15 protein-coding genes are annotated in these 18,168 nt (G+C 66.4%); 9 read left to right on the plus strand and 6 right to left on the minus strand.

The annotated features are described in order from the left end of the window. Positions 1 to 300 precede the first annotated feature (300 nt). The 4 genes from CS1BSM3_RS13535 to CS1BSM3_RS13550 form a co-directional block, all read right to left on the minus strand. Positions 301 to 1,359, minus strand: a complete 1,059-nt coding sequence (locus tag CS1BSM3_RS13535; RefSeq protein WP_244540494.1) for a COX15/CtaA family protein — start codon at positions 1,357 to 1,359, stop codon at positions 301 to 303. A gap of 137 nt (positions 1,360 to 1,496) precedes the next feature. Further along, a complete protein-coding gene (locus CS1BSM3_RS13540; protein WP_072387579.1) occupies positions 1,497 to 2,573 on the minus strand; it encodes a hypothetical protein in 1,077 nt (358 codons plus the stop codon). Positions 2,574 to 2,760: 187 nt separating this feature from the next. Then, positions 2,761 to 4,146: a coiled-coil domain-containing protein gene (locus CS1BSM3_RS13545; RefSeq protein ID WP_143149199.1), complete on the minus strand. Its 1,386-nt coding sequence runs from the start codon at positions 4,144 to 4,146 to the stop codon at positions 2,761 to 2,763. 216 nt (positions 4,147 to 4,362) lie between these two features. Beyond that, positions 4,363 to 5,319: a DUF1134 domain-containing protein gene (locus CS1BSM3_RS13550; protein ID WP_083528565.1), complete on the minus strand. Its 957-nt coding sequence runs from the start codon at positions 5,317 to 5,319 to the stop codon at positions 4,363 to 4,365. Between the two features lie 299 nt (positions 5,320 to 5,618). Here CS1BSM3_RS13550 and CS1BSM3_RS13555 point away from each other — a divergent pair, with 299 nt between their 5' ends. The 3 genes from CS1BSM3_RS13555 to CS1BSM3_RS13565 all read left to right on the plus strand — a co-directional run bounded on the left by CS1BSM3_RS13555 (position 5,619) and on the right by CS1BSM3_RS13565 (position 9,051). Continuing rightward, positions 5,619 to 6,689, plus strand: coding sequence for a hypothetical protein (locus tag CS1BSM3_RS13555; protein ID WP_072387581.1), 1,071 nt, complete (start codon positions 5,619 to 5,621; stop codon positions 6,687 to 6,689). A gap of 17 nt (positions 6,690 to 6,706) precedes the next feature. Continuing rightward, positions 6,707 to 7,903, plus strand: a complete 1,197-nt coding sequence (locus tag CS1BSM3_RS13560) for a M20/M25/M40 family metallo-hydrolase (RefSeq protein ID WP_072387582.1) — start codon at positions 6,707 to 6,709, stop codon at positions 7,901 to 7,903. Positions 7,904 to 8,073: 170 nt separating this feature from the next. Then, positions 8,074 to 9,051, plus strand: coding sequence for a prohibitin family protein (locus tag CS1BSM3_RS13565; RefSeq protein WP_072387583.1), 978 nt, complete (start codon positions 8,074 to 8,076; stop codon positions 9,049 to 9,051). Between the two features lie 157 nt (positions 9,052 to 9,208). Here the strand turns inward: CS1BSM3_RS13565 and CS1BSM3_RS13570 are convergent, their stop codons facing one another. Continuing rightward, complete coding sequence (locus CS1BSM3_RS13570) at positions 9,209 to 10,465, minus strand: Zn-dependent hydrolase (protein ID WP_072387584.1); 1,257 nt, start codon at positions 10,463 to 10,465, stop codon at positions 9,209 to 9,211. A gap of 433 nt (positions 10,466 to 10,898) precedes the next feature. Between CS1BSM3_RS13570 and CS1BSM3_RS13575 the strand changes: the two genes are divergently transcribed. Then, positions 10,899 to 12,140: an NAD(P)/FAD-dependent oxidoreductase gene (locus tag CS1BSM3_RS13575; RefSeq protein WP_072387585.1), complete on the plus strand. Its 1,242-nt coding sequence runs from the start codon at positions 10,899 to 10,901 to the stop codon at positions 12,138 to 12,140. Between the two features lie 4 nt (positions 12,141 to 12,144). On the opposite strand, the gene CS1BSM3_RS13580 is transcribed toward CS1BSM3_RS13575, so the two are convergent. Further along, positions 12,145 to 13,143, minus strand: a complete 999-nt coding sequence (locus CS1BSM3_RS13580) for a P1 family peptidase (protein WP_072387586.1) — start codon at positions 13,141 to 13,143, stop codon at positions 12,145 to 12,147. A gap of 119 nt (positions 13,144 to 13,262) precedes the next feature. Here CS1BSM3_RS13580 and pobA point away from each other — a divergent pair, with 119 nt between their 5' ends. From pobA to CS1BSM3_RS13605, 5 genes are all read left to right on the plus strand, one after another. Next, positions 13,263 to 14,435, plus strand: a complete 1,173-nt coding sequence (gene pobA, locus CS1BSM3_RS13585) for a 4-hydroxybenzoate 3-monooxygenase (protein ID WP_072387587.1) — start codon at positions 13,263 to 13,265, stop codon at positions 14,433 to 14,435. A gap of 99 nt (positions 14,436 to 14,534) precedes the next feature. After that, positions 14,535 to 15,233, plus strand: coding sequence for a protocatechuate 3,4-dioxygenase subunit beta (gene pcaH / locus CS1BSM3_RS13590; protein WP_072387588.1), 699 nt, complete (start codon positions 14,535 to 14,537; stop codon positions 15,231 to 15,233). A 10-nt stretch (positions 15,234 to 15,243) separates the two neighbouring features. Further along, positions 15,244 to 15,837: a protocatechuate 3,4-dioxygenase subunit alpha gene (gene pcaG / locus CS1BSM3_RS13595; RefSeq protein WP_072387589.1), complete on the plus strand. Its 594-nt coding sequence runs from the start codon at positions 15,244 to 15,246 to the stop codon at positions 15,835 to 15,837. A 48-nt stretch (positions 15,838 to 15,885) separates the two neighbouring features. Continuing rightward, positions 15,886 to 17,271, plus strand: a complete 1,386-nt coding sequence (locus CS1BSM3_RS13600) for an amidase (RefSeq protein ID WP_072387590.1) — start codon at positions 15,886 to 15,888, stop codon at positions 17,269 to 17,271. Between the two features lie 9 nt (positions 17,272 to 17,280). Then, positions 17,281 to 18,087: an enoyl-CoA hydratase-related protein gene (locus tag CS1BSM3_RS13605; RefSeq protein ID WP_072387591.1), complete on the plus strand. Its 807-nt coding sequence runs from the start codon at positions 17,281 to 17,283 to the stop codon at positions 18,085 to 18,087. Positions 18,088 to 18,168: the final 81 nt, after the last annotated feature.

Consider the following 18,168-nt stretch of genomic DNA (forward strand, 5'->3'; position numbering starts at 1 on the left):
CGTCGCCAACGAATTTCGATCTCACGCCGATGCCTCGACAGAGGCTGGCGGAGCGAGCCGATGGAAACCGACAACCCCGCTCGTCGGAACATTGCATCGGCAGGTGGCCTCTACAGCGAGTACGCGTACTTAAGCCTGCAGAGCGTGCGCGGCTCGTCGATGGGTCACTGCCCGAAGGAACTGTCCGGCGCCGCATCGCCACACACCTCCCTCCCCACTGCGGTGTCGGACGGTTTCTTCCGGTTTTTTGTTTCCCGCCGGCTGCTGGAAAGAGGTGCTTCGCTGCCCGACTTTATCGGGTCACGCGACGGTGCCCCGTCGCGTCACAAGGAAAAGATGCCAGAGCGCAACGGCGGTAACGATCGCCGCCAAGCCTTGATGCGCAAGGCCGAGGCTCAGAGGCACCTGCGCAAGCAGCGTCCAGATGCCAAGAGCAGCCTGTCCCAATACGGCGATCGCGAGCGCGAAGGCTGAAGGCGCGAGCCGCCCGTCATCCGCGCGTGCCATGGACGCCGCGTGCCAAAGCACCAAAGCGACGATGACATAGGCGATCATGCGGTGATTGAACTGTATGGTCGTGGCATTCTCGAAGACATTCAAAAACCACGGCGACATCAGCCAGAGGCCGTCGGGTATGAGCTGCCCATCCATGAGCGGCCAGGTGTTGTGCGTGAGGCCGGCCTTGAAGCCGGCGACGAGTGCGCCCAGCACGAGCTGAAGGAAGATCAGCGCGACGATGAAACCGGCCATGCGCCGGTAGCGCGGCGCCGCGGGGCGGGCCACATGCTGCTCGGCGCGCGGTAACAGGCTCCATGCCGTCCATAGCAGCAGGGCGAAGATCACGAAGGCGACCGTGAGGTGAAGGGCCAGACGGTAGTGGCTGACGTCGATGCGATCGACGAGGCCCGAGCTCACCATGAACCAGCCGATGGCGCCCTGCAGGCCGCCGAGCGCGAGAATGCCGGCGAGCTTCCATGCGAGGGGCGCGTTGAGACGGCCGCGGACCAGGAAGTAGACGAAGGGGATCGCGAAGGCGAAGCCGACCATGCGGGCGAGGAAACGGTGGCCCCACTCCCACCAGAAGATGAACTTGAAGGCCTCGAGGCTCATGCCCTTGTTGACGAGCTTGTACTCCGGGATCAGCCGGTACTTCGCGAGGGCTTCCTGCCATTCGGCTTCATTCAGCGGCGGGAGGATGCCCATGATCGGCCGCCACTCGGTGATCGAGAGGCCGGAATCGGTGAGCCGCGTGGCGCCCCCGACAACGATCAGCGCGAAAACGAGCGCAGCAACGCCATAAAGCCACCAGCGCACGCCTTGCATGGGGTCCGCGAGCGTTCGTCCAGATCCGTCCGGCACGGCAAGTTCCTGACTTGAGGCAATAGGAGGCATACGACCTCATTACACAATTCGGCCGGTGCAGACGACGGCTGGAGGCGCGGCGAAGCGTCGTGCGGCGGATCGTCCGGCACGCAAGCCCGTCGGAAGCGTTGATTTCAGAGGACGACGAAGAGGACGCCGGCAATCACGACTGCGACGGCGAGCCCGACGAGAAATGCCGGGAGTGTGCTCGGCGGCGCGGCCACTGCAGGCCCCATGCGGCGGCCGCTCCGCTCGGCGCGGGCGCGCTGTATGATCATCGGCGAGTGCTCGGGAAGCACCGGCTCGGCGGCCGCGTCATCGCGCTCGCGCCGGGCTTGTACCTTCAGCGAGGGTGGCGGCAGCGCGATCTTTTCTGCGGGCGGGAGCGGTGGCGGCGCCTCGCGCTCGGCCTCGATCGCCGGCACGTCGATGACGGCAGGTGGCGGCGGCGCGAGCTGCTCGATGACCGAGGGGGGCTGGGCCTCGGCGGGCGCAGGGACCGGATCCGCAGTCTTCTCAAGCGTATCGTACGCCGGCGGGAAGCGGTTGAGCTGATCGAGCAAGGTCTGCTGGCGCCGGATGAGGTCGACGAGGCGAATATCGGGTGCCGATTGATCGGCGAGCATCAGCGGCTGGTCGCCGGCCATTGGCGCGGCAGTCGGTGTCTCGTCCTCGATTTCCGGGCGCGATAGCGTTTGGTCGGCGAACTGTGAAGCCTCGGCGGCGCCTTCGGACTTGAACAGTACGGTCGGCGCTTCGCCAGCAAGGCGCAGCGGTTCCGATGGTGTCGCGGCGGGCAGCGTGGCGACATCGATCGGCTCAGCGGGATCGCCAGCGTTGGCAGCCTCAGCAGCCTCGATCGACGGCGCGCTCACAAGCGCAACGAGCGGCGCAGCCGTGGCTGCATCACTGCTCGTGGGGGCGAGCGAATCGTCCGGCGTGTCCGGCGTTTGCTTGCGGCCGAGGGCGATTATGTCAGCGAGCGAAACAGGCTTGAATTCCGTGTCTGTCTCTTTGAGCGAGATCTTGTCGTCGGCGCCAGGCGGCGGCAGGAGGGCACCGGAGAGACGGGCCGCGAGCTCGTGCAGGCGTAGGGCGGCAATATCCTCGGGCGGCACAGTGGCATCCTCGCTCGTTCGCGCGAGAAGCAGCCGGGCACCGGCAGCGGGTTCCGCTGTCGTATCGAGCGTGGCGCGCTGTCGAGTGCTCATTAAATTGACCTGGGTAGAGGGCCACGCGGGACACTAGAAACATTATATGGCTAGTGTGATTCAGATCGAGAAATTCGCTCCATACCGCGCCGCGAGATCCGACGAATTTCTCGATCATCACATTAGTCGTAGCTTATCGTCCTCGGACTCTGCGGCAAATGTTTGCCCGGACGCGAAAAAAGCTCTCCTAGGCTTTCGAGAGATCCGAGATCCGGTCGAGCAGTCGGGATTTTATGCGCGAGGCGCGGCGATCCGGCTCGGCCCCCTTTGCCTCTCCGGCCGGGGTGCCGTTGGTGCCCTCATTGGCGGCTGCGGAAGGCCCCTCCGCCTTTGCCGGTGACGGGCTCTCGGCCGCGGGAGCGGCTTTGGGCTCGGCGTCTTTCGGCGGGCCTGCCTGCTCCTCGTCCTCGGCATCGCGCCGCGATTGGGCAACGCGCTCTGCAAGTGTCAGGCGGGGAATGGCACGGCGCTCGCGGGGGGCGCCGACGGCAGAAGTATCGGAGAGGGGCTGCGTCCCGCCACCGAGGCGACTGACGGCTGCGGCGTGCTCCGCAGCCTGCTGCGTGAGCTGCTCCTGCAGGCCCGCGATCTCGCTCTTCAGCGCCTTGATGGTCGATTCCTGCTGGCTAGCCTTTTCCTCGAGCGCCCCGAGGCTTGCCTTGAGTGCAATGCGGCTGTCGCCGCTGGACAGGCTCGCTTTTTCGTGGATCGCGACGGCCGCCTTGAGGCGCGCAATCTCCTGCTCCTGGGATGCGGTGAGGGCACGGGCCTCGCGAAGCCTCTTTTCGTCTTCGTCCGCGGACTTCGCGGCCGCGTCGGGGCGAAGAGGAATGGGCTTGCTGCCGTTGAGGCCCTGGGCGCGGGGTGCGGCGTCGGCCGTTTCGGCAATGGCCTTCTGCAGGCGGTCGATCAGCGCGCTTTGCTCGCGCGAGCGCGTGCGCAGCGCATCGAGCTCGGCGCGCATGGCGACGACGGCATCGGCGCCCGTATCCGCGGCGCCGGCGCCTGCCTTTGCGCCCGCCGTTTCGAGCGCAGTCGTGAGCCGCTGGACCTCGCGCTTCAGTTGCTCATTGATCGCGCCGGCTTCCTGGAGGGCCCGTGCCTGCCGCTCGGCGGCGCGGGTCAGGCCGGCGATCTCGTCGTCGCGGCCGGAGAGGTGCTGCTTGGCCTCATCAAGACGCTCGCCGAGGCGCGGCAGGCGGTCGGCAATGGTCTGCTCGAGGACGCTGCGGGCATTGAAGGCGCCTTCGAGCGAAGCCTTGAGCGCCTCGACATCGGCCTCGAGGCCATTGATGCGCGCATCGCGGCGATTGAGCTCGATGAGCTGGCGGGCGGCAGCCAGCTTGACCTCGTCGAGCTCGACTTGCTGGTGATGGATCTTCAGCGCGTACTCGGCGCGCATCCGATCCTTGTCGGCCCGGATCTCGGCCTCGGTGAGCGGCATGGATTCGCGCAGCCGCTCGCTCGTCAAGCGCACGGCGCGCGCCCAGAAGCCCGGTGCGGCCAGCAGCCAAAGCAGGCTCGCGGCGAGAAAGCCGAGCACCACGAACATCACTGATTGGATCGTGATCAAGCCCGAAATCCTCGGCCCCGAAATCCCCGGGTTGCTCCCACTGCTCGCCCGGACGGCAGAGCCGGGCTCCCAGGGGTCTCCCCCAAAAAGCCTCCCCGGTCAGGGCGGTTCGAACGGCAACGCCGATGCCTCCAGGAGACATCGATGCCACGCGGTCCTACCACGCCCGTCCGATGGGCTTGCGGGCCGGCATGGCTGCCGGCACCCTGCACCGCCTCAGAAGGGGTTCCAGGTCGGGCGACGTGTATACTTCAAATAGCCGATATTGGCACCCATGCGAAGGCCAATCCCGGAGCGGATCGGCGCCATGACCATGTCGTCGTTCGTCTGGAAGTTGATGCCGACGCCGCCGACGACATACGCGGAGCCCTCGACACCGGCGAACCGCCGGTAGATGTCGTGGGGGTCGCGCATCCGGTAGACGAGGATCATGGTCTTCGAGCCGTCGCCACCCGCGTCATAGCCGATGGATGGGCCCTGCCAGTAAACCGGGTGCTGGCCGGCGTCGCGCGTGTAGAGCGTGCCGCGACCATAGCGGAGGCCGGCGACGAAGGCCCCGCCCATGTCCTCACCGAGGATGTAGCCGTTCGGGCGGCCCTGCTTGCGGAAAGCGTATTCGATGACGCTGGCGAGCCCCTGGCTGACGGCACCGAAGAAACCGTGCCCCGCCCGCGTGATCTCGTGCATCGAATAGGTGCCGTCGCGCGGATCCTCGTCGTGATATCCCGGAGGTGGCGGCGGCGGATAGGCCTCGCCGCGGGGCGGCGGCGGTGCGTAGCCATCACCGCGATAGGGGGCCGCTTCCCGGTAGGGCGGTGCCGCAGGCGGAGGGGCCTGATAGTAGGGCTCAGGACGCGGGGCCGGCGGAGGACTGTAGGCATCGCCCCGCGGCGAGCCGTACGAAGGGACCTGGCGCCCCGTCTCGTAGGGCGGCCGGTAGGGCGGAGGATCGAGCGATTCGCGCTCGACGTAGCCGCCTGCCTGGGCGAGCCGCAACTGGGGCAGCGAGGCACCCGGCAGCGCCGCATCGCGCTCGCCAGCCGGGACGGCGTGGACAATCGGCGCCCCATCCTGATCGAGCGCAACGATCTGGGCCTTGGCCGAGGTAAGCCCCAAACCTAAGCCCAAGCCGAGCGCCAGCGCGCCCGCCTGCAGTCGCAGCAAAGTCGTCATAAGCATGGCTCGCCCGTAGGAGTGTGCAATCCCTCTGGCGGCCGCGTGCCCGCGGCCGTATGGTGAATAAAGTCTTGCCGGCAAAGTGTTACCAAACTGTGGCCTCGAGGGCCGATGCGCCCGATTTCGGCCGCAAGTTCGTTGGCTTCGGTACGACTTCCGGGCCGAGGCGCTGTCGCAACAGTGCCGTTGCACGTGTGGCAGACCGGCACTAATGCTTTATCGCATTCGAGCGGAACCACGCACGGTATGCCGTGCGGGCGAACGAAAAGTCAGGGAGCGACCGGGAAGGGGCTGCAATGGCAAAGAAATACAAGACGTTGGTCATGGGTGCGTCCTACGGGTCGCTGCTCGGTACGAAGCTCGCGATGGCGGGCCACGATACGGTTCTGGTGTGCCTCCCGGCAGAGGTTGAGAAGATCAACGCCGAGGGCGCGCTGGTGAAGATCCCGGTGCGCGGGCGCGAAGGGCTGGTCCAAATCAACAGCCGCAAGCTCCCGGGCAAGTTGAGCGCGGCCGGGCCGGCGGACGTCGATCCCAAGGAGTTCGACCTGATCGCGCTCGCCATGCAGGAGCCGCAGTACCGCACGCCGGGCGCCCGGGAGCTGCTGCAACTGGTCGCCAAGTCGGGCCGGCCGTGCATGTCGATCATGAACATGCCGCCGCTGCCGTACCTCGCCCGCATCCCGGGCCTCGACGTCAGCAAGCTACGCCACTGCTTCACGGACGCGACGGTGTGGGACGCCTTCGATCCCAAGCTCATGACGCTCTGCAGCCCCGATCCGCAGGCCTTCCGTCCGCCCGAGGAGCCGGTCAACGTCCTCCAGGTGCGTCTGCCGACCAACTTCAAGTCGGCGCGCTTCGAGAACCCGGAGCACACGGCCATCCTCCAGCAGATGGAGAAGGATATCGAGGCCGCGCGCTTCGACCTCGGCGGTGAGAAGATCGAGATCCCGGTGAAGCTCAAGGTGCACGACTCGGTTTTCGTGCCGCTTGCAAAATGGGCCATGCTGCTCGCCGGCAACTACCGCTGCGTGCAGAAGGATACCGTGCGACCCATCAAGGAGGCCGTGCATTCCGATCCGGCAGCGAGCAAGGCAGTCTACGAGTGGGTCGTCGATCTCTGCGTCTCGCTCGGCGCCGACAAGGCCGATCTCGTGCCCTTCGAGAAGTATGCGAATGCGGCGCAGTCTCTCTTGACGCCGTCATCGGCGGCGCGTGCCCTCGCGGCAGGTGCGCCGAACATCGAGCGCGTCGACCTGCTCGTGCAGGGCATCGCGGCGTCGAAGGGACGCTCGAACCCCGAGGTCGACCAGACCGTCGCCCTCGTCAACGGCTGGCTCGAGAAAAATCGCAAGAAAGCATCCTGAGGGGCACAAGAAGACCCATGCAAAAGGTCGACAATGCACAGGCTGTGAACCGTCTCATGCGGTTTCTGGCCGTAGAAGGTGTGACCGGGCGTGAGGCGGCGATCGGCAAGGAGCTGGTCGCTGCGCTCAAGGAAGTGGGTGTGCCGGCGCGCGCCATTCGCTTCGACGATGCGCACAAGCGCATTCCCGTACCCTGCGAGATCGGCAATCTGATCGTCGATCTGCCGGGCCGCGGGCGTCTCGGCAATCACCCGCGCATTCTGTTCATGACGCACATGGACACCGTGCCGCTCTGTGCCGGCGCCAAGCCGAAGATCCAGGGCCGCAAGGTCGTCAACACCGTGCGCACCGCGCTCGGCGGCGACAACCGCACGGGCTGTGGCGTGCTCGTCACGCTCGCGGCCGAGCTTGCCGCGCAGAAGCTCGATCATCCGCCGCTGACGCTGCTCTTCACCGTCCGCGAGGAGAGCGGGCTCTGGGGCGCGCGCTTCGTCGATCCGAAGGATCTCGGCGGCGTACGCATCGGCTTCAACTACGATGGTCGCTCGGCCTCCTACGTGACCGTCGGCGCCGTCGGTGCCGACCGCTGGGAGGTGGAGATCAGCGGCCGCGCAGCTCATGCGGGCGGCGCGCCGGAGCGCGGCATCAGCTCGACGCTGATCCTCGCCGAAGCGCTTTCCGACGTGCGGCGTGGCGGCTGGTTCGGCAAGGTCGTGCACGGCGACAAGGTCGGCACGAGCAACATCGGCGTCGTTGCCGGTCCCAACGGCGGCTCGGCCGGTGATGCAACCAACGTCGTGACGGACTACGTCAAGGTACGCGGCGAAAGCCGCAGCCACGACGCCAAGTTCCACAAGGAGATCACGGCGGCCTACAAGGCGGCTTTCGCCAAGGCGGCAGCCGGCGTCACGAACGTGCAGGGCCAGTCCGGCAAGGCGAAGTTCGTCTCGCACACCGACTACTATCCGTTCCGCATGAAGGACAACGCGCCGGTCGTGCAGCGCGCGATCGAGGCAGTGACGGCACAGGGCATCAAGCCGGAGATCCGGGTTGCCAATGGCGGTCTCGATGCGAACTGGCTGGTCCGCCACGGCATCCCGACGGTCACGTTCGGCGCCGGGCAGAACGAGCCGCACACGGTCGACGAGTGGATCGATCTCAAGGAGTACGAGGCCGCCTGCGGCCTCGCCGTGCAGCTCGCGACGATGAGTTAACCAGCCGCCACTAACCTCGCTCCAGTAAAGCAAAAAGTGATTCGCAGCAGGCTCTGCGCTCCCGCCTCGGCGGGCGGCGTGGCCGGCTGCGGCCGCAAATCGGGCGCGACCTCCCGCCAGACTAGGGAGGTAATTCCGCGCGCCGGGGCCAGCTTGCAGGAGCAATCATTATGCGAACGTCTACGCCTACGACACAGGGTCCAGGCGGCTCCGGCCGTTCGGGCCTGCCGAGCCTGAAGCTCGGGAGCTTCGGCCTCGCAGTCATCGCTGCTCTGGCGCTCATCACCATCTGGCTCGGCATCTACCGGATCGACGCCGGCCATGTCGGTGTCGTGAAGCGCTTCGGCAACGTGATCGACGTCGCCGATCCGGGATTGCACATCAAGCTGCCCTGGGCCGATACCGTCGAGGAAATGGAAGTGCGTGAGCGCGCCTTCAATATGACCCTCGAAGCGGCTTCCCAGGACCCGCTCGAGATTCCCATTCAGGTGACCGTCAACTGGCTCGTGAAGCGCGAGAAGGTCAAGGAGCTCTACATCCAGTTCGGCAGCCTCGATCAGTTCGAGAAGCGGATCATCCTTCCGCGCCTGAACGATACGGTGAAGGGCGTGACGAGCGCCTACACCGTCAACGACCTGCTGCGCAAGCGCACCGAGTATCGGGACCGGTCCATGGAGACTTTCGCCAAGCGCATGCCCGATGATGTCGAGATCACCGGCTTCTCCGTCGTCAACATCGGCTTCCCGCCCGAGTACACGAAGGCGATCCGCGACAAGCAGGTCGCGCGCGAGCAAGCCGAGACGGAGAAGTTCGTGCTCGAGCGCCAGCGCCTGACCTCGACACAGGTGACGCAGAGCGCTGAAGCACAGCGCGATGCCGACAAGGCGCGCGCCGATGGCCGCGCCTATGAGATCAAGGTGCAGGGCGAGGCGCAGGCCCAGGCGATCCGCATCATGGGTGAGGCGCTCGCTCAGAACCCGCTCGTTGTCGAGTACCGCAAGGTCGAGAAGTGGGGCGGCAATTTCCCGACGACATTCATGGGCGGCGACGCTGGCGCCAACACGCTCTGGAGCATGCCGGGAAGCGGAACGCCTCCAGCGACGGGCGGCCCGCCGCGTGCCGCAAACGCGCAGCCGCCAAGGCAGTGATGCGGGCGCGTGCCAAATGCCAACCTAGTTCCTCCCCCCTGGTGGGGGAGGTTAGGAGGGGGGGATTGCAGAGCACTAGCGGTAGGGGTTCCCCCCACCCCTAACCCCTCCCCACAAGGGGGAGGGGATTTGAGCGTCGTGCGGTGACGCAATCGCCTCAAGCCTTCCCGCTCACGACCTCGGCCTTTTCGAGCACGGCGTGCAGCAGTACGTCGGTGCCGGCGGCGGCCCATTCGGGCGTCATGTCCTCGGCCTCGTTGTGGCTGATGCCGCCAATGCAGGGCGTGAAGATCATCGCTGCCGGGGCAACGCGCGCGACGTAGACGGCGTCATGGCCGGCGCCTGAGGTGATGTCGCGGGTCGTGTAGCCGAGCTTGGACGCGGCATTGCGCACGGCCGTGACGCAGCTCGCCTCGAAGGGCTGCGGCGGGAAATCAGCGACCATCTTGATCTCAGCCGTGACGCCCGTGCGCGCGGCGATCTCCTCGAGGCCTTTGCGCAGCGCCTTGTCCATGGAGATGAGCTTCTCGCCATCGGGATGGCGGAAGTCGACCGTGACGAAAACGCGGCCGGGAATGACGTTGCGCGAGTTCGGATAGACCTCGACCATGCCGCACGTGGCGCAGGCGCTGGGATCGTGATCGTGACCGATCTTGTTCACGAGCTCGACGGTGCGCGAGGCGCCGAGTAGCGCGTCCTTGCGCCGGTTCATCGGCGTCGGGCCGGCATGGCTCTCGACGCCCGTCAGCGTGATCTCGTACCACTTCTGGCCGTTGGCCGCCGTGACGATGCCGATCTCGATGCCTTCTTCCTCGAGGATCGGGCCCTGTTCGATGTGCAGCTCGAAGAGTGCGTGGATCGGACGGCCGCCGACCTTCTCGGGGCCTGAATAGCCGATCCGGTCCAGCTCCTCGCCGAAGACTTTGCCCTCGGGATCGCGCGTCGCCAGAGCCTCATCGAGCGGGATCACGCCCGCGAAGACGCCCGAGGCAATCATGGCCGGCGCAAAGCGCGAGCCCTCTTCGTTCGTCCACATGCAGATCTCGATCGGGTGGCGCGTCTTGATGTCGAGATCGTTCAGCGAGCGCACAACCTCGAGCGCGGCCATCACGCCGAGCGCGCCATCGAACTTGCCGCCCGTCGGCTGCGTATCGAGATGGCTGCCGATCAGGACCGGCGGCAGGCTGTCGTCCGCGCCTGCACGCCGCGCGAACATCGAGCCCATGTGGTCGATCGAGATCGAGCATCCTGCCTTGCGGCACCAGTCCCCGAAGAGATCGCGCGACTGGCGGTCGAGATCGGTCAGGGTCAATCGATTGACGCCGCCTTTGGGCGTCGCGCCGATCTTGGCCATGTCCATGAGGCTGTCCCACAGCCGCTTGCCGTCGATCCTGAGGTTGCTGTCCGCGGTCATGACGTACTTTCTTTGATTTCGATCAACTGAGCTGCCTCGGAGCGGGCCCGATCCGGCCAATCGCCGCATGTCTATGCGCATGACGGGCCGGCGCCAAAGGACTATTGCCATTCGGGGCATACAATTGGAAGCTGGAAGGGTAGTGTGATGATCGAGAAATTCGCCATACTAGGCGGCACGGTACCGAGCGAATTTCTCGATCTGAATCACACTAGCAAGACTATGATTCTAGTGTCCCTTTTGATGCCGAAGTTCGCTCGGGGCGCCAGTATCGAGGTGGGGCGAACTTCGGAATCGGGATACTAGGCAGTCTGCCATCTGCAGGCACAGCGGAAAGGCGTCCGGTAGAGACGAATCCGGGAGCGAAACGACTGAAGATCGAAACCCATCCGCACGAAGCTCCATAGCATCACCTGAACCGGACCCTCCTCTCATGAGCAACGATGTGATCGTCCTTGGCGCCGGCATGGTCGGCGTGTCCACCGCGCTGCATTTGCAGGAACGCGGCCGCTCGGTGGCCCTGGTCGACCGCCGGGGTGTCGCCGAGGAGACTTCCTACGGCAACGCCGGCATCATCCAGCGCGAAGGTATCGTGCCGTACCTCTTTCCGCGCGAGTGGGCGACCATTCTGCGCCATGCACGCAACCAGTCGACGGAGGCGGCTTTCCAGTGGTCGTCGCTGCCGAGCATCGCGCCGTGGATGTTCAGGTACTGGCGCTGGTCGACCGATGAGGGAATGCACGCAACCGCGCGCGCCATGGCGCCGATCGTGACGCGCTGCGTCGACGAGCACGAGCACCTCATGAACGAGGCCGGCGTCATCGGTATGCTCCGGCGCACGGGCTATCTGCGCCTCTATCGTACCGAGGAGGGCCTCGAGAAGGCCATCCGCGAGGATTCACAGGTCAAGGCGAAGTATGGCGTCGTGGCGAAGGCGGTCGGCCGCTCGGAGCTGGCGGAACTCGAGCCGCACCTGAAGTCCGTGTATGTCGGCGGCGTCATGCTTCCCGATCCGTGCAGCGTCGCGGACCCGAGTGCGCTCGGAAAGGCTTATGGCGATCTCTTCGTGCGGCGCGGTGGTGCGCTCGTCGAGGGCGAGGCGCGCTCGCTGACGCGCGATGGCGCGGGATGGAAGGTCGCGACGCGCGATGGCTGGATCTCGGCGCCGGATGTCGTCGTCGCGCTGGGGCCGTGGTCTGACATGGTCACGAAAGCGCAGGGGATCAAGCTGCCGTTCGGCGTGAAGCGCGGCTATCACATGCACTACCGCCCCGAGGGCAATGCGACGCTCAATCGGCCCGTCATCGACACGACCGTCGGCTATGCCATGGCACCGATGAGCAAGGGTATCCGCATCACGACGGGCGCTGAGTTCGCGACGCGCGATGCGCCGCCGAACCCGGTGCAGCTCGAGCGCGTCGAGCCGCTCGCGCGGGCCGCCTTCCCGCTCGCGGAGCGCGTCGAGGCAGAGCCCTGGCTCGGGCGGCGCCCGTGCCTGCCGGACATGCTGCCGATCATCGGTCAGGCGGTGGGCAAAAAGGGCCTTTGGATGAACTTCGGCCACCACCATCTCGGCTTCACGCTCGGGCCGGTGACGGGCCGTCTGCTCGCCGAGATGATGACGGGCGAAAAGCCCTTCACCGATCCGCACCCCTACCGCGCCGAGCGCTTCTGAGCGCTCAGGCACCTTTCCCGAATTTGTCGCGCCACGCGGGCAGCGCGCCGTGGAAGGGTAGCGCCGTTGCCTCGTAGACGCCGCGGGCAATGGCGCGCGCGAGGCAATCGCCGGCTGCCATGCCGATCTCGGTCAGATCCGGTACGGGATCGGTGAGCACCTTCTTCTGCGTTGCCACGGCGAAGACGGTGTCGCCGTCCATGGGCGCGTGTGCGGGGCGAACGGCGCGAGCCAGCCCGTCATCGGCCATGATCGCCATGCGCTTGGCTTGTGCCTTGGTCAGGATTGCATCGGTCGCGACGAGACCGATCGTCGTTGCCGTCTGACGGCCGCCCTTCATGCGCAGCGCGAGGTCGGATGCGGACAAATGGGCCGGCATTCCGAGGCCGCCGAATTCCTTGCCGACTTCCACGGATGCGGCCCAGAAATGCGGCCCCGTGCCGATGGTCGCCGAGCCGACAGCATTCACGATGACGATGGCGGCGACCGTGAAGCCGCTCTCGGTGACCATGCTCGCCGAGCCGAGGCCGCCTTTCATCGTGACGGTCGTCGCGCCATAGCCGCCGCCGACCGTGCCGAGCGCGAATTCGCCGGCCGTCGCGCGTTCAGCCGCTTGCCAGCCGAGCTCCCAGTAGGGCGGCATCCGGCCCCAATCCTTGTTGCCGCCATTCAGCATGTCGAAGGTCGTGGCCTGGACCGCAATCGGGATGTTGATCGGCCCAATGCGGACGCCGGCCCCTTGCTCGCGCAGGCAGTTCACGGCGCCGCCGGCCGCATCGAGCCCGAACAGCGATCCGCCGGACAGGATCACCGCATTGACGCCGACGGCGCTCATTTCCGTATCGAGCAGTGTCGTGTCCCGGGTTCCTGGCGCGCCGCCCCTCGTGACGCCCGATGCCACGTTCTCGACGTCGATGACGATCGCCGTGATGCCGCTCGCGACCTTGGCATCATGGGCATTGCCGACGCGCAGGCCCTCGATGTCGGTGATGAGGTTTCTCACGATTGAGATGTCCTTCTAATTGCTGGCTGGCTCGCGTCCCGTTCTAAGTTAGACTGCCCAAAGGTTAACCGGTTGACGATGTCCAACAAAGATCACCGGGGCCGGGAGGCAAGCCCACTATGCGCAGGCAGGTCGTCATCATCGGCTCGGGGCCGTCCGGCCTGCTTCTGGGCCAGCTCCTTCATCGCATTGGCATCGATGCGCTGATCCTAGAGCGGTCCAGCAAGGAGCACGTGCTCTCGCGCGTGCGGGCCGGTGTGCTGGAGGAGGGGACGGTCGGCCTCGTGCGGGCGACGGGTCTCGCCGGCCGGCTCGATGCGCAAGGTCTGCGGCACGACGGCATCGAGTTTGCTTTCGATGGCCAGCGCCATCGCATTGATCTGCATGAGCTGAGCGGCGGCAAACGCGTCGTCGTCTATGGCCAGACCGAGCTGACGGCAGATCTGATGGCGGGCCGCGAGGCTGTCGGCGCCGAGACCGTCTATGAAGCCGCTGACGTCATGCCGCACGGCTTCGACACCGATACGCCTTATGTCACGTATGTCCACGGCGGCGTCACGCATCGCGTGGACTGCGATTTCATTGCGGGCTGCGACGGCTATCACGGCATCTCGCGTCGCGCCGTACCCGCCGGCGCGATCTCGACCTTCGAGCGCTCCTATCCCTTCGGCTGGCTCGGTCTCCTGGCCGAGGTGCCGCCCGTCAGTCATGAGCTGATCTACGCGAGCCACCCGCGCGGCTTCGCGCTCTGCTCCATGCGCTCGCCCACGCGCAGCCGCTACTACGTGCAATGCGACGGCGACGAGAAGGTCGAGAACTGGTCTGACCAGCGCTTCTGGGACGAACTGCGCCGGCGCCTGCCCGCGGATGCCGCCGATGCCGTGACGACGGGCCCCTCATTCGAGAAGTCGATCGCGGGGCTGCGCTCGTTCGTTGCCGAGCCCATGCGCTTCGGCCGCCTGTTCCTGTGCGGCGACGCCGCGCACATCGTGCCGCCGACGGGCGCCAAGGGCCTCAATCTCGCGGCGAGCGACGTCCATTATCTCTTCGAAGCACTCCGCGAGTTCTACGGCGAGCGTTCGGCGGCCGGCCTCGATGCCTATTCGCCGCGCGCGCTCGCCCGGGTCTGGAAGGCCGTGCGCTTTTCCTGGTGGATGACCTTGCTGCTCCACCGCTTCCCCGATGCATCACCCTTTGCCGAGAAGCTCCGGGCGACCGAGCTCGACTACGTGACGACGTCACGCCACGCAGCGGCGGCCCTTGCCGAGAACTATGTCGGCCTCCCCTACTGAGGGGCCTATTGAGCATGGCTCTCCGGCTTGTTTCGGCCGCTTGCTTACTGATAAGCTCCGGGAAAACAAGGGGATGGGGAACAACATGGGAGAGGGCCGATGACAGAGACCTACGCGCCGCGAGACTGGTCATCGCAGCCCCCTTACCTCCACCCGGACTACAAATCCACGGTGCTGCGCGCGCCGACGAAGCCGCTCATCCCGATCCGCCAGTCGCTCTCCGAAATCACCGGGCCGGTCTACGGTCATGAGAGCCTCGGCAAGCTCGACGCGGACCTCACGCGCAATGCCATCAAGGGCGGCGAGCCGATCGGCGAACGCATTGTCGTCACGGGCCGCGTGCTCGACGAGAACGGTCGGCCGCAGCCGAACATGCTGATCGAGATCTGGCAGGCCAATGCCGCTGGCCGCTACGTGCACGTCGTGGATCAGCACCCGGCGCCGCTCGATCCGAATTTCCTCGGGGGTGGGCGCTGCGTGACCGACAGCGAGGGCCGCTACAAGTTCACCACGATCAAGCCCGGCGCTTATCCCTGGGGCAACCACGAGAATGCGTGGCGCCCGGCGCACATCCACTTCTCGCTCTTCGGCCCGAGCCTTTCGACGCGCCTCGTGACGCAGATGTACTTCCCCGGCGATCCGTTGCTCGCGTTCGACCCGATCTACATGGGCACGCCGGCCGACTGCCGCGAGTTGCTGATCTCGCGCTTCATGCTCGAGCACACGCAGCCCTCGTTCGCGCTCGGCTACGAGTTCGACTTCGTGCTGCGCGGCCGTCGCCAGACACCGGTCGAATGAGGCGGATGGCATGAGCAAACTACGACAGACGCCATCGCAGACGGTCGGGCCCTTCTTCGCCTACGCGCTGACCCCCGAGCAGTACGGCTATGACTTCACGAGCATTGCCGGCGGCTCGCTCATCGAGGGCGATGTGCCCGGCCAGCGCATCCGCATCGAGGGGCGCGTGCTCGACGGCAAGGGCGAGGTCGTGCCCGATGCCATGATCGAGATCTGGCAGGCCGATGGAGAGGGGCGTTACGCGCACTCTGCCGATCCGCGCGGCTCCAATGTCGGCTTCAGGGGTTTCGGCCGCATGGGAACGGGCACGGACCCGCAATCGCGCTTCATCTTCGACACGATCAAGCCGGGCTCGGTCGACGGCGCGCAGGCGCCGCACATCAATGTCGTCGTCTTCATGCGCGGCCTGCTGCTGCACGCCTTCACGCGCATCTACTTCTCCGACGAAGCCGCTGCGAACGCCCGCGATCCCGTGCTCGCAAGTGTGCCGACCGAACGCCGCAACACGCTGATCGCTGTCAGGGATGAGAAATCCGCCGGTGCCGTCTACCGCCTCGACATTCATATGCAGGGGCCCAACGAGACGGTCTTCTTCGACGTCTGAGCGCCAGGGTGATCATCACACTAGGCGCTCTCCCAATAGGAGCACTCCATGTCCACGCCTGCCTATGATCCCGCCGCGCGGCGGCTGACGTTCTCCGACCGCGTCCGCGCCTTCGCCGATGGCAGTGACACGCCCCGCAAGTATCTTGAGCGCTGCCTCGAGACGATCGCCGCGCGCGAGCCCGTCGTGCAGGCCTGGGTGTGCACGAATGTCGATGGCGCGCGTTCGGCTGCGGACGAGGCAGGCGCGCGCTACAAGGCAGGCCGGCCGCTCTCTGGGGTGGACGGCTGTCCGATCGGCGTGAAGGACCTGATCGCCACCAAGGACATGCCCACCGAGATGGGCACGCCGGCCATGAAGGGCCGCGTCACGAACGAGGACTCCTCCTCCGTGCAGGCGCTGCGCCGCGGAGGCGCGGTCATCCTCGGCAAGCTCGTGACGACCGAGATGGGCATGTCTCATCCGGGCCCGACGACCAATCCGTGGGATCCCGCGCGTACGCCGGGCGGCTCGTCATCGGGCTCGGCGGCTGCCGTCGCGGCGGACATGGTGCCCGTCGCGCTCGGCACGCAGGTTGGCGGATCGATCATCCGCCCGTCGGCCTACTGCGGCAACATTTCGCTGAAGCCGACACAGGGCGCGCTCAATCGCGGCGAGCGCCAAGGCTACAGCCAGTCGACGGTCGGGCCGCACGCCAATTCGATCGAGGACATGTGGGCCTGCACCTGGCAGATCGGCGTCGATGCGGGCGGCGATCCGGGCTCGCCTGGGCTCTATGGTGATCCAACGCCGGCCGCGCCGCGCAAGCCGCGCCGTCTCATTGCCGTCGAGACCGAAGGCTGGGCTGTTGCCGACGCAGCCACGCATCAGGCCTTCGAGAAGATCTGCGCGAGCCTCAAGCAGGCGGGCGTGGAGATCATCACGCGCAAGTCCTCGGCGAAGATCGAGGCCTACGAGCAGTCGATCTCGACGGCGGGCGCAGGCACGGCCGTGACATGCGGCTGGGAAGCGCGCTGGTCCTGGCGGAACTTCGCCGAGCGCTATCCTGGCCAGATGTCGGCGAGCCTCGGCGAGCGCCTCAACCGCGCCGAGGGCTACACGCTCGAGACCTATCGCACGGCCGTCATGCGGCGCGAGGATATGCGCCAGCGCCATGCCGAGCTGATGGTCGATGCGGATGCCGTGATCGCGCTTTCGTGCCCTGGCATCGCGCCGCATTCGGGCCCGCCCGGCGGCAACGAGGTGCGCACGACCGGCAATGCCGCGTGCAACTACTTCACCTCGGCGATCGGCATGCCGGCGATCACGCTGCCGCTGATGGCCGTCGCTGGAATGCCCGTCGGCGTGCAGCTCTGCGGCGCCGTGCATGGTGATCATGCCCTGACCGGGCTCGCCGCCTGGGTGCTCGCCAACGTCAAGCCGGTTGCTGTCTAGGAGAATCACATGAGCGCACTCAAGAACGGCGAGTTCACCAAAGTCGATGTCGATGGCCGCATCCTGACGGTGACGATCAATCGCCCCGACGTCATGAATGCCGTGCATCCGATGGTGAGCCAGGAGATGTCGGCGATCTTCGACGCCTTCGCGGAAGATCCGGAGCTGTGGATCGGCATCGTCACCGGCGCCGGCGATCGTGCCTTCTCCGCTGGCAACGACCTCAAGTATCACGCGGAGCTGCGCGCGAAGTCCGGTGCGCGTCCGGCCTCCCCGACTTCGGGCTTCGGTGGCCTCACGAACCGCCACGACCTCGACAAGCCGCTGATCGCCGCGGTCAACGGCGTCGCCATGGGCGGCGGCTTCGAGATCGCGCTCGCCTGCGACATCATCATTGCCTCGGACAAGGCGCGTTTCGCGCTGCCCGAGCCGCGTGTGGGCTTGTCGGCAGGCGCGGGCGGCATGCAGCGTCTCGCGCGGCAGATCCCGCTCAAGAAGGCCATGGGCATGATGCTCACCGGGCGCCACGTTCCGGCCGCCGAGGGCTATGAGCTCGGCTTCGTCACGGCCGTGGTGCCGCACGCCGAGCTCATGAAGGAAGCGCGCCGCTGGGCCGACATGATCCTCGAGTGCTCGCCGATGAGCATACGGGCGACGAAGCAGGTGGTCATGCGATCGCTCGACAACCCGATTATGGAAGTGAGCATGAAGAACATGCGGTATCCGGCCTATGTCGCGCATCGCAACAGCGAGGATGCGATCGAGGGGCCCAAAGCCTTTGCCGAGAAGCGCAAGCCCAAGTGGACTGGCCGCTGAAGGCCCTTTCGAGCCCGGCAATGCATTGTTGGACGGCTGGGTTGCGCGCCGCCGTGGCGCGTGGCCTTGCGCGCGCCCCCG

The organism is Hyphomicrobium sp. CS1BSMeth3, from assembly GCF_900117415.1.
In the GTDB taxonomy this organism is placed as follows: Bacteria; Pseudomonadota; Alphaproteobacteria; order Rhizobiales; family Hyphomicrobiaceae.

Excerpts from the sequence above, each read along its gene's own strand:
- CS1BSM3_RS13560 (WP_072387582.1), top strand. The coding sequence starts at position 6,707 with ATGCAAAAGGTCGACAATGCACAGGCTGTGAACCGTCTCATGCGGTTT.
- pcaG (WP_072387589.1), top strand. The coding sequence starts at position 15,244 with ATGAGCAAACTACGACAGACGCCATCGCAGACGGTCGGGCCCTTCTTC.
- pcaH (WP_072387588.1), top strand. The coding sequence starts at position 14,535 with ATGACAGAGACCTACGCGCCGCGAGACTGGTCATCGCAGCCCCCTTAC.
- CS1BSM3_RS13575 (WP_072387585.1), top strand. The coding sequence starts at position 10,899 with ATGAGCAACGATGTGATCGTCCTTGGCGCCGGCATGGTCGGCGTGTCC.
- pobA (WP_072387587.1), top strand. The coding sequence starts at position 13,263 with ATGCGCAGGCAGGTCGTCATCATCGGCTCGGGGCCGTCCGGCCTGCTT.
- CS1BSM3_RS13555 (WP_072387581.1), top strand. The coding sequence starts at position 5,619 with ATGGCAAAGAAATACAAGACGTTGGTCATGGGTGCGTCCTACGGGTCG.
- CS1BSM3_RS13600 (WP_072387590.1), top strand. The coding sequence starts at position 15,886 with ATGTCCACGCCTGCCTATGATCCCGCCGCGCGGCGGCTGACGTTCTCC.
- CS1BSM3_RS13565 (WP_072387583.1), top strand. The coding sequence starts at position 8,074 with ATGCGAACGTCTACGCCTACGACACAGGGTCCAGGCGGCTCCGGCCGT.
- CS1BSM3_RS13605 (WP_072387591.1), top strand. The coding sequence starts at position 17,281 with ATGAGCGCACTCAAGAACGGCGAGTTCACCAAAGTCGATGTCGATGGC.
- CS1BSM3_RS13550 (WP_083528565.1), bottom strand. The coding sequence starts at position 5,319 with ATGACGACTTTGCTGCGACTGCAGGCGGGCGCGCTGGCGCTCGGCTTG.
- CS1BSM3_RS13570 (WP_072387584.1), bottom strand. The coding sequence starts at position 10,465 with ATGACCGCGGACAGCAACCTCAGGATCGACGGCAAGCGGCTGTGGGAC.
- CS1BSM3_RS13540 (WP_072387579.1), bottom strand. The coding sequence starts at position 2,573 with ATGAGCACTCGACAGCGCGCCACGCTCGATACGACAGCGGAACCCGCT.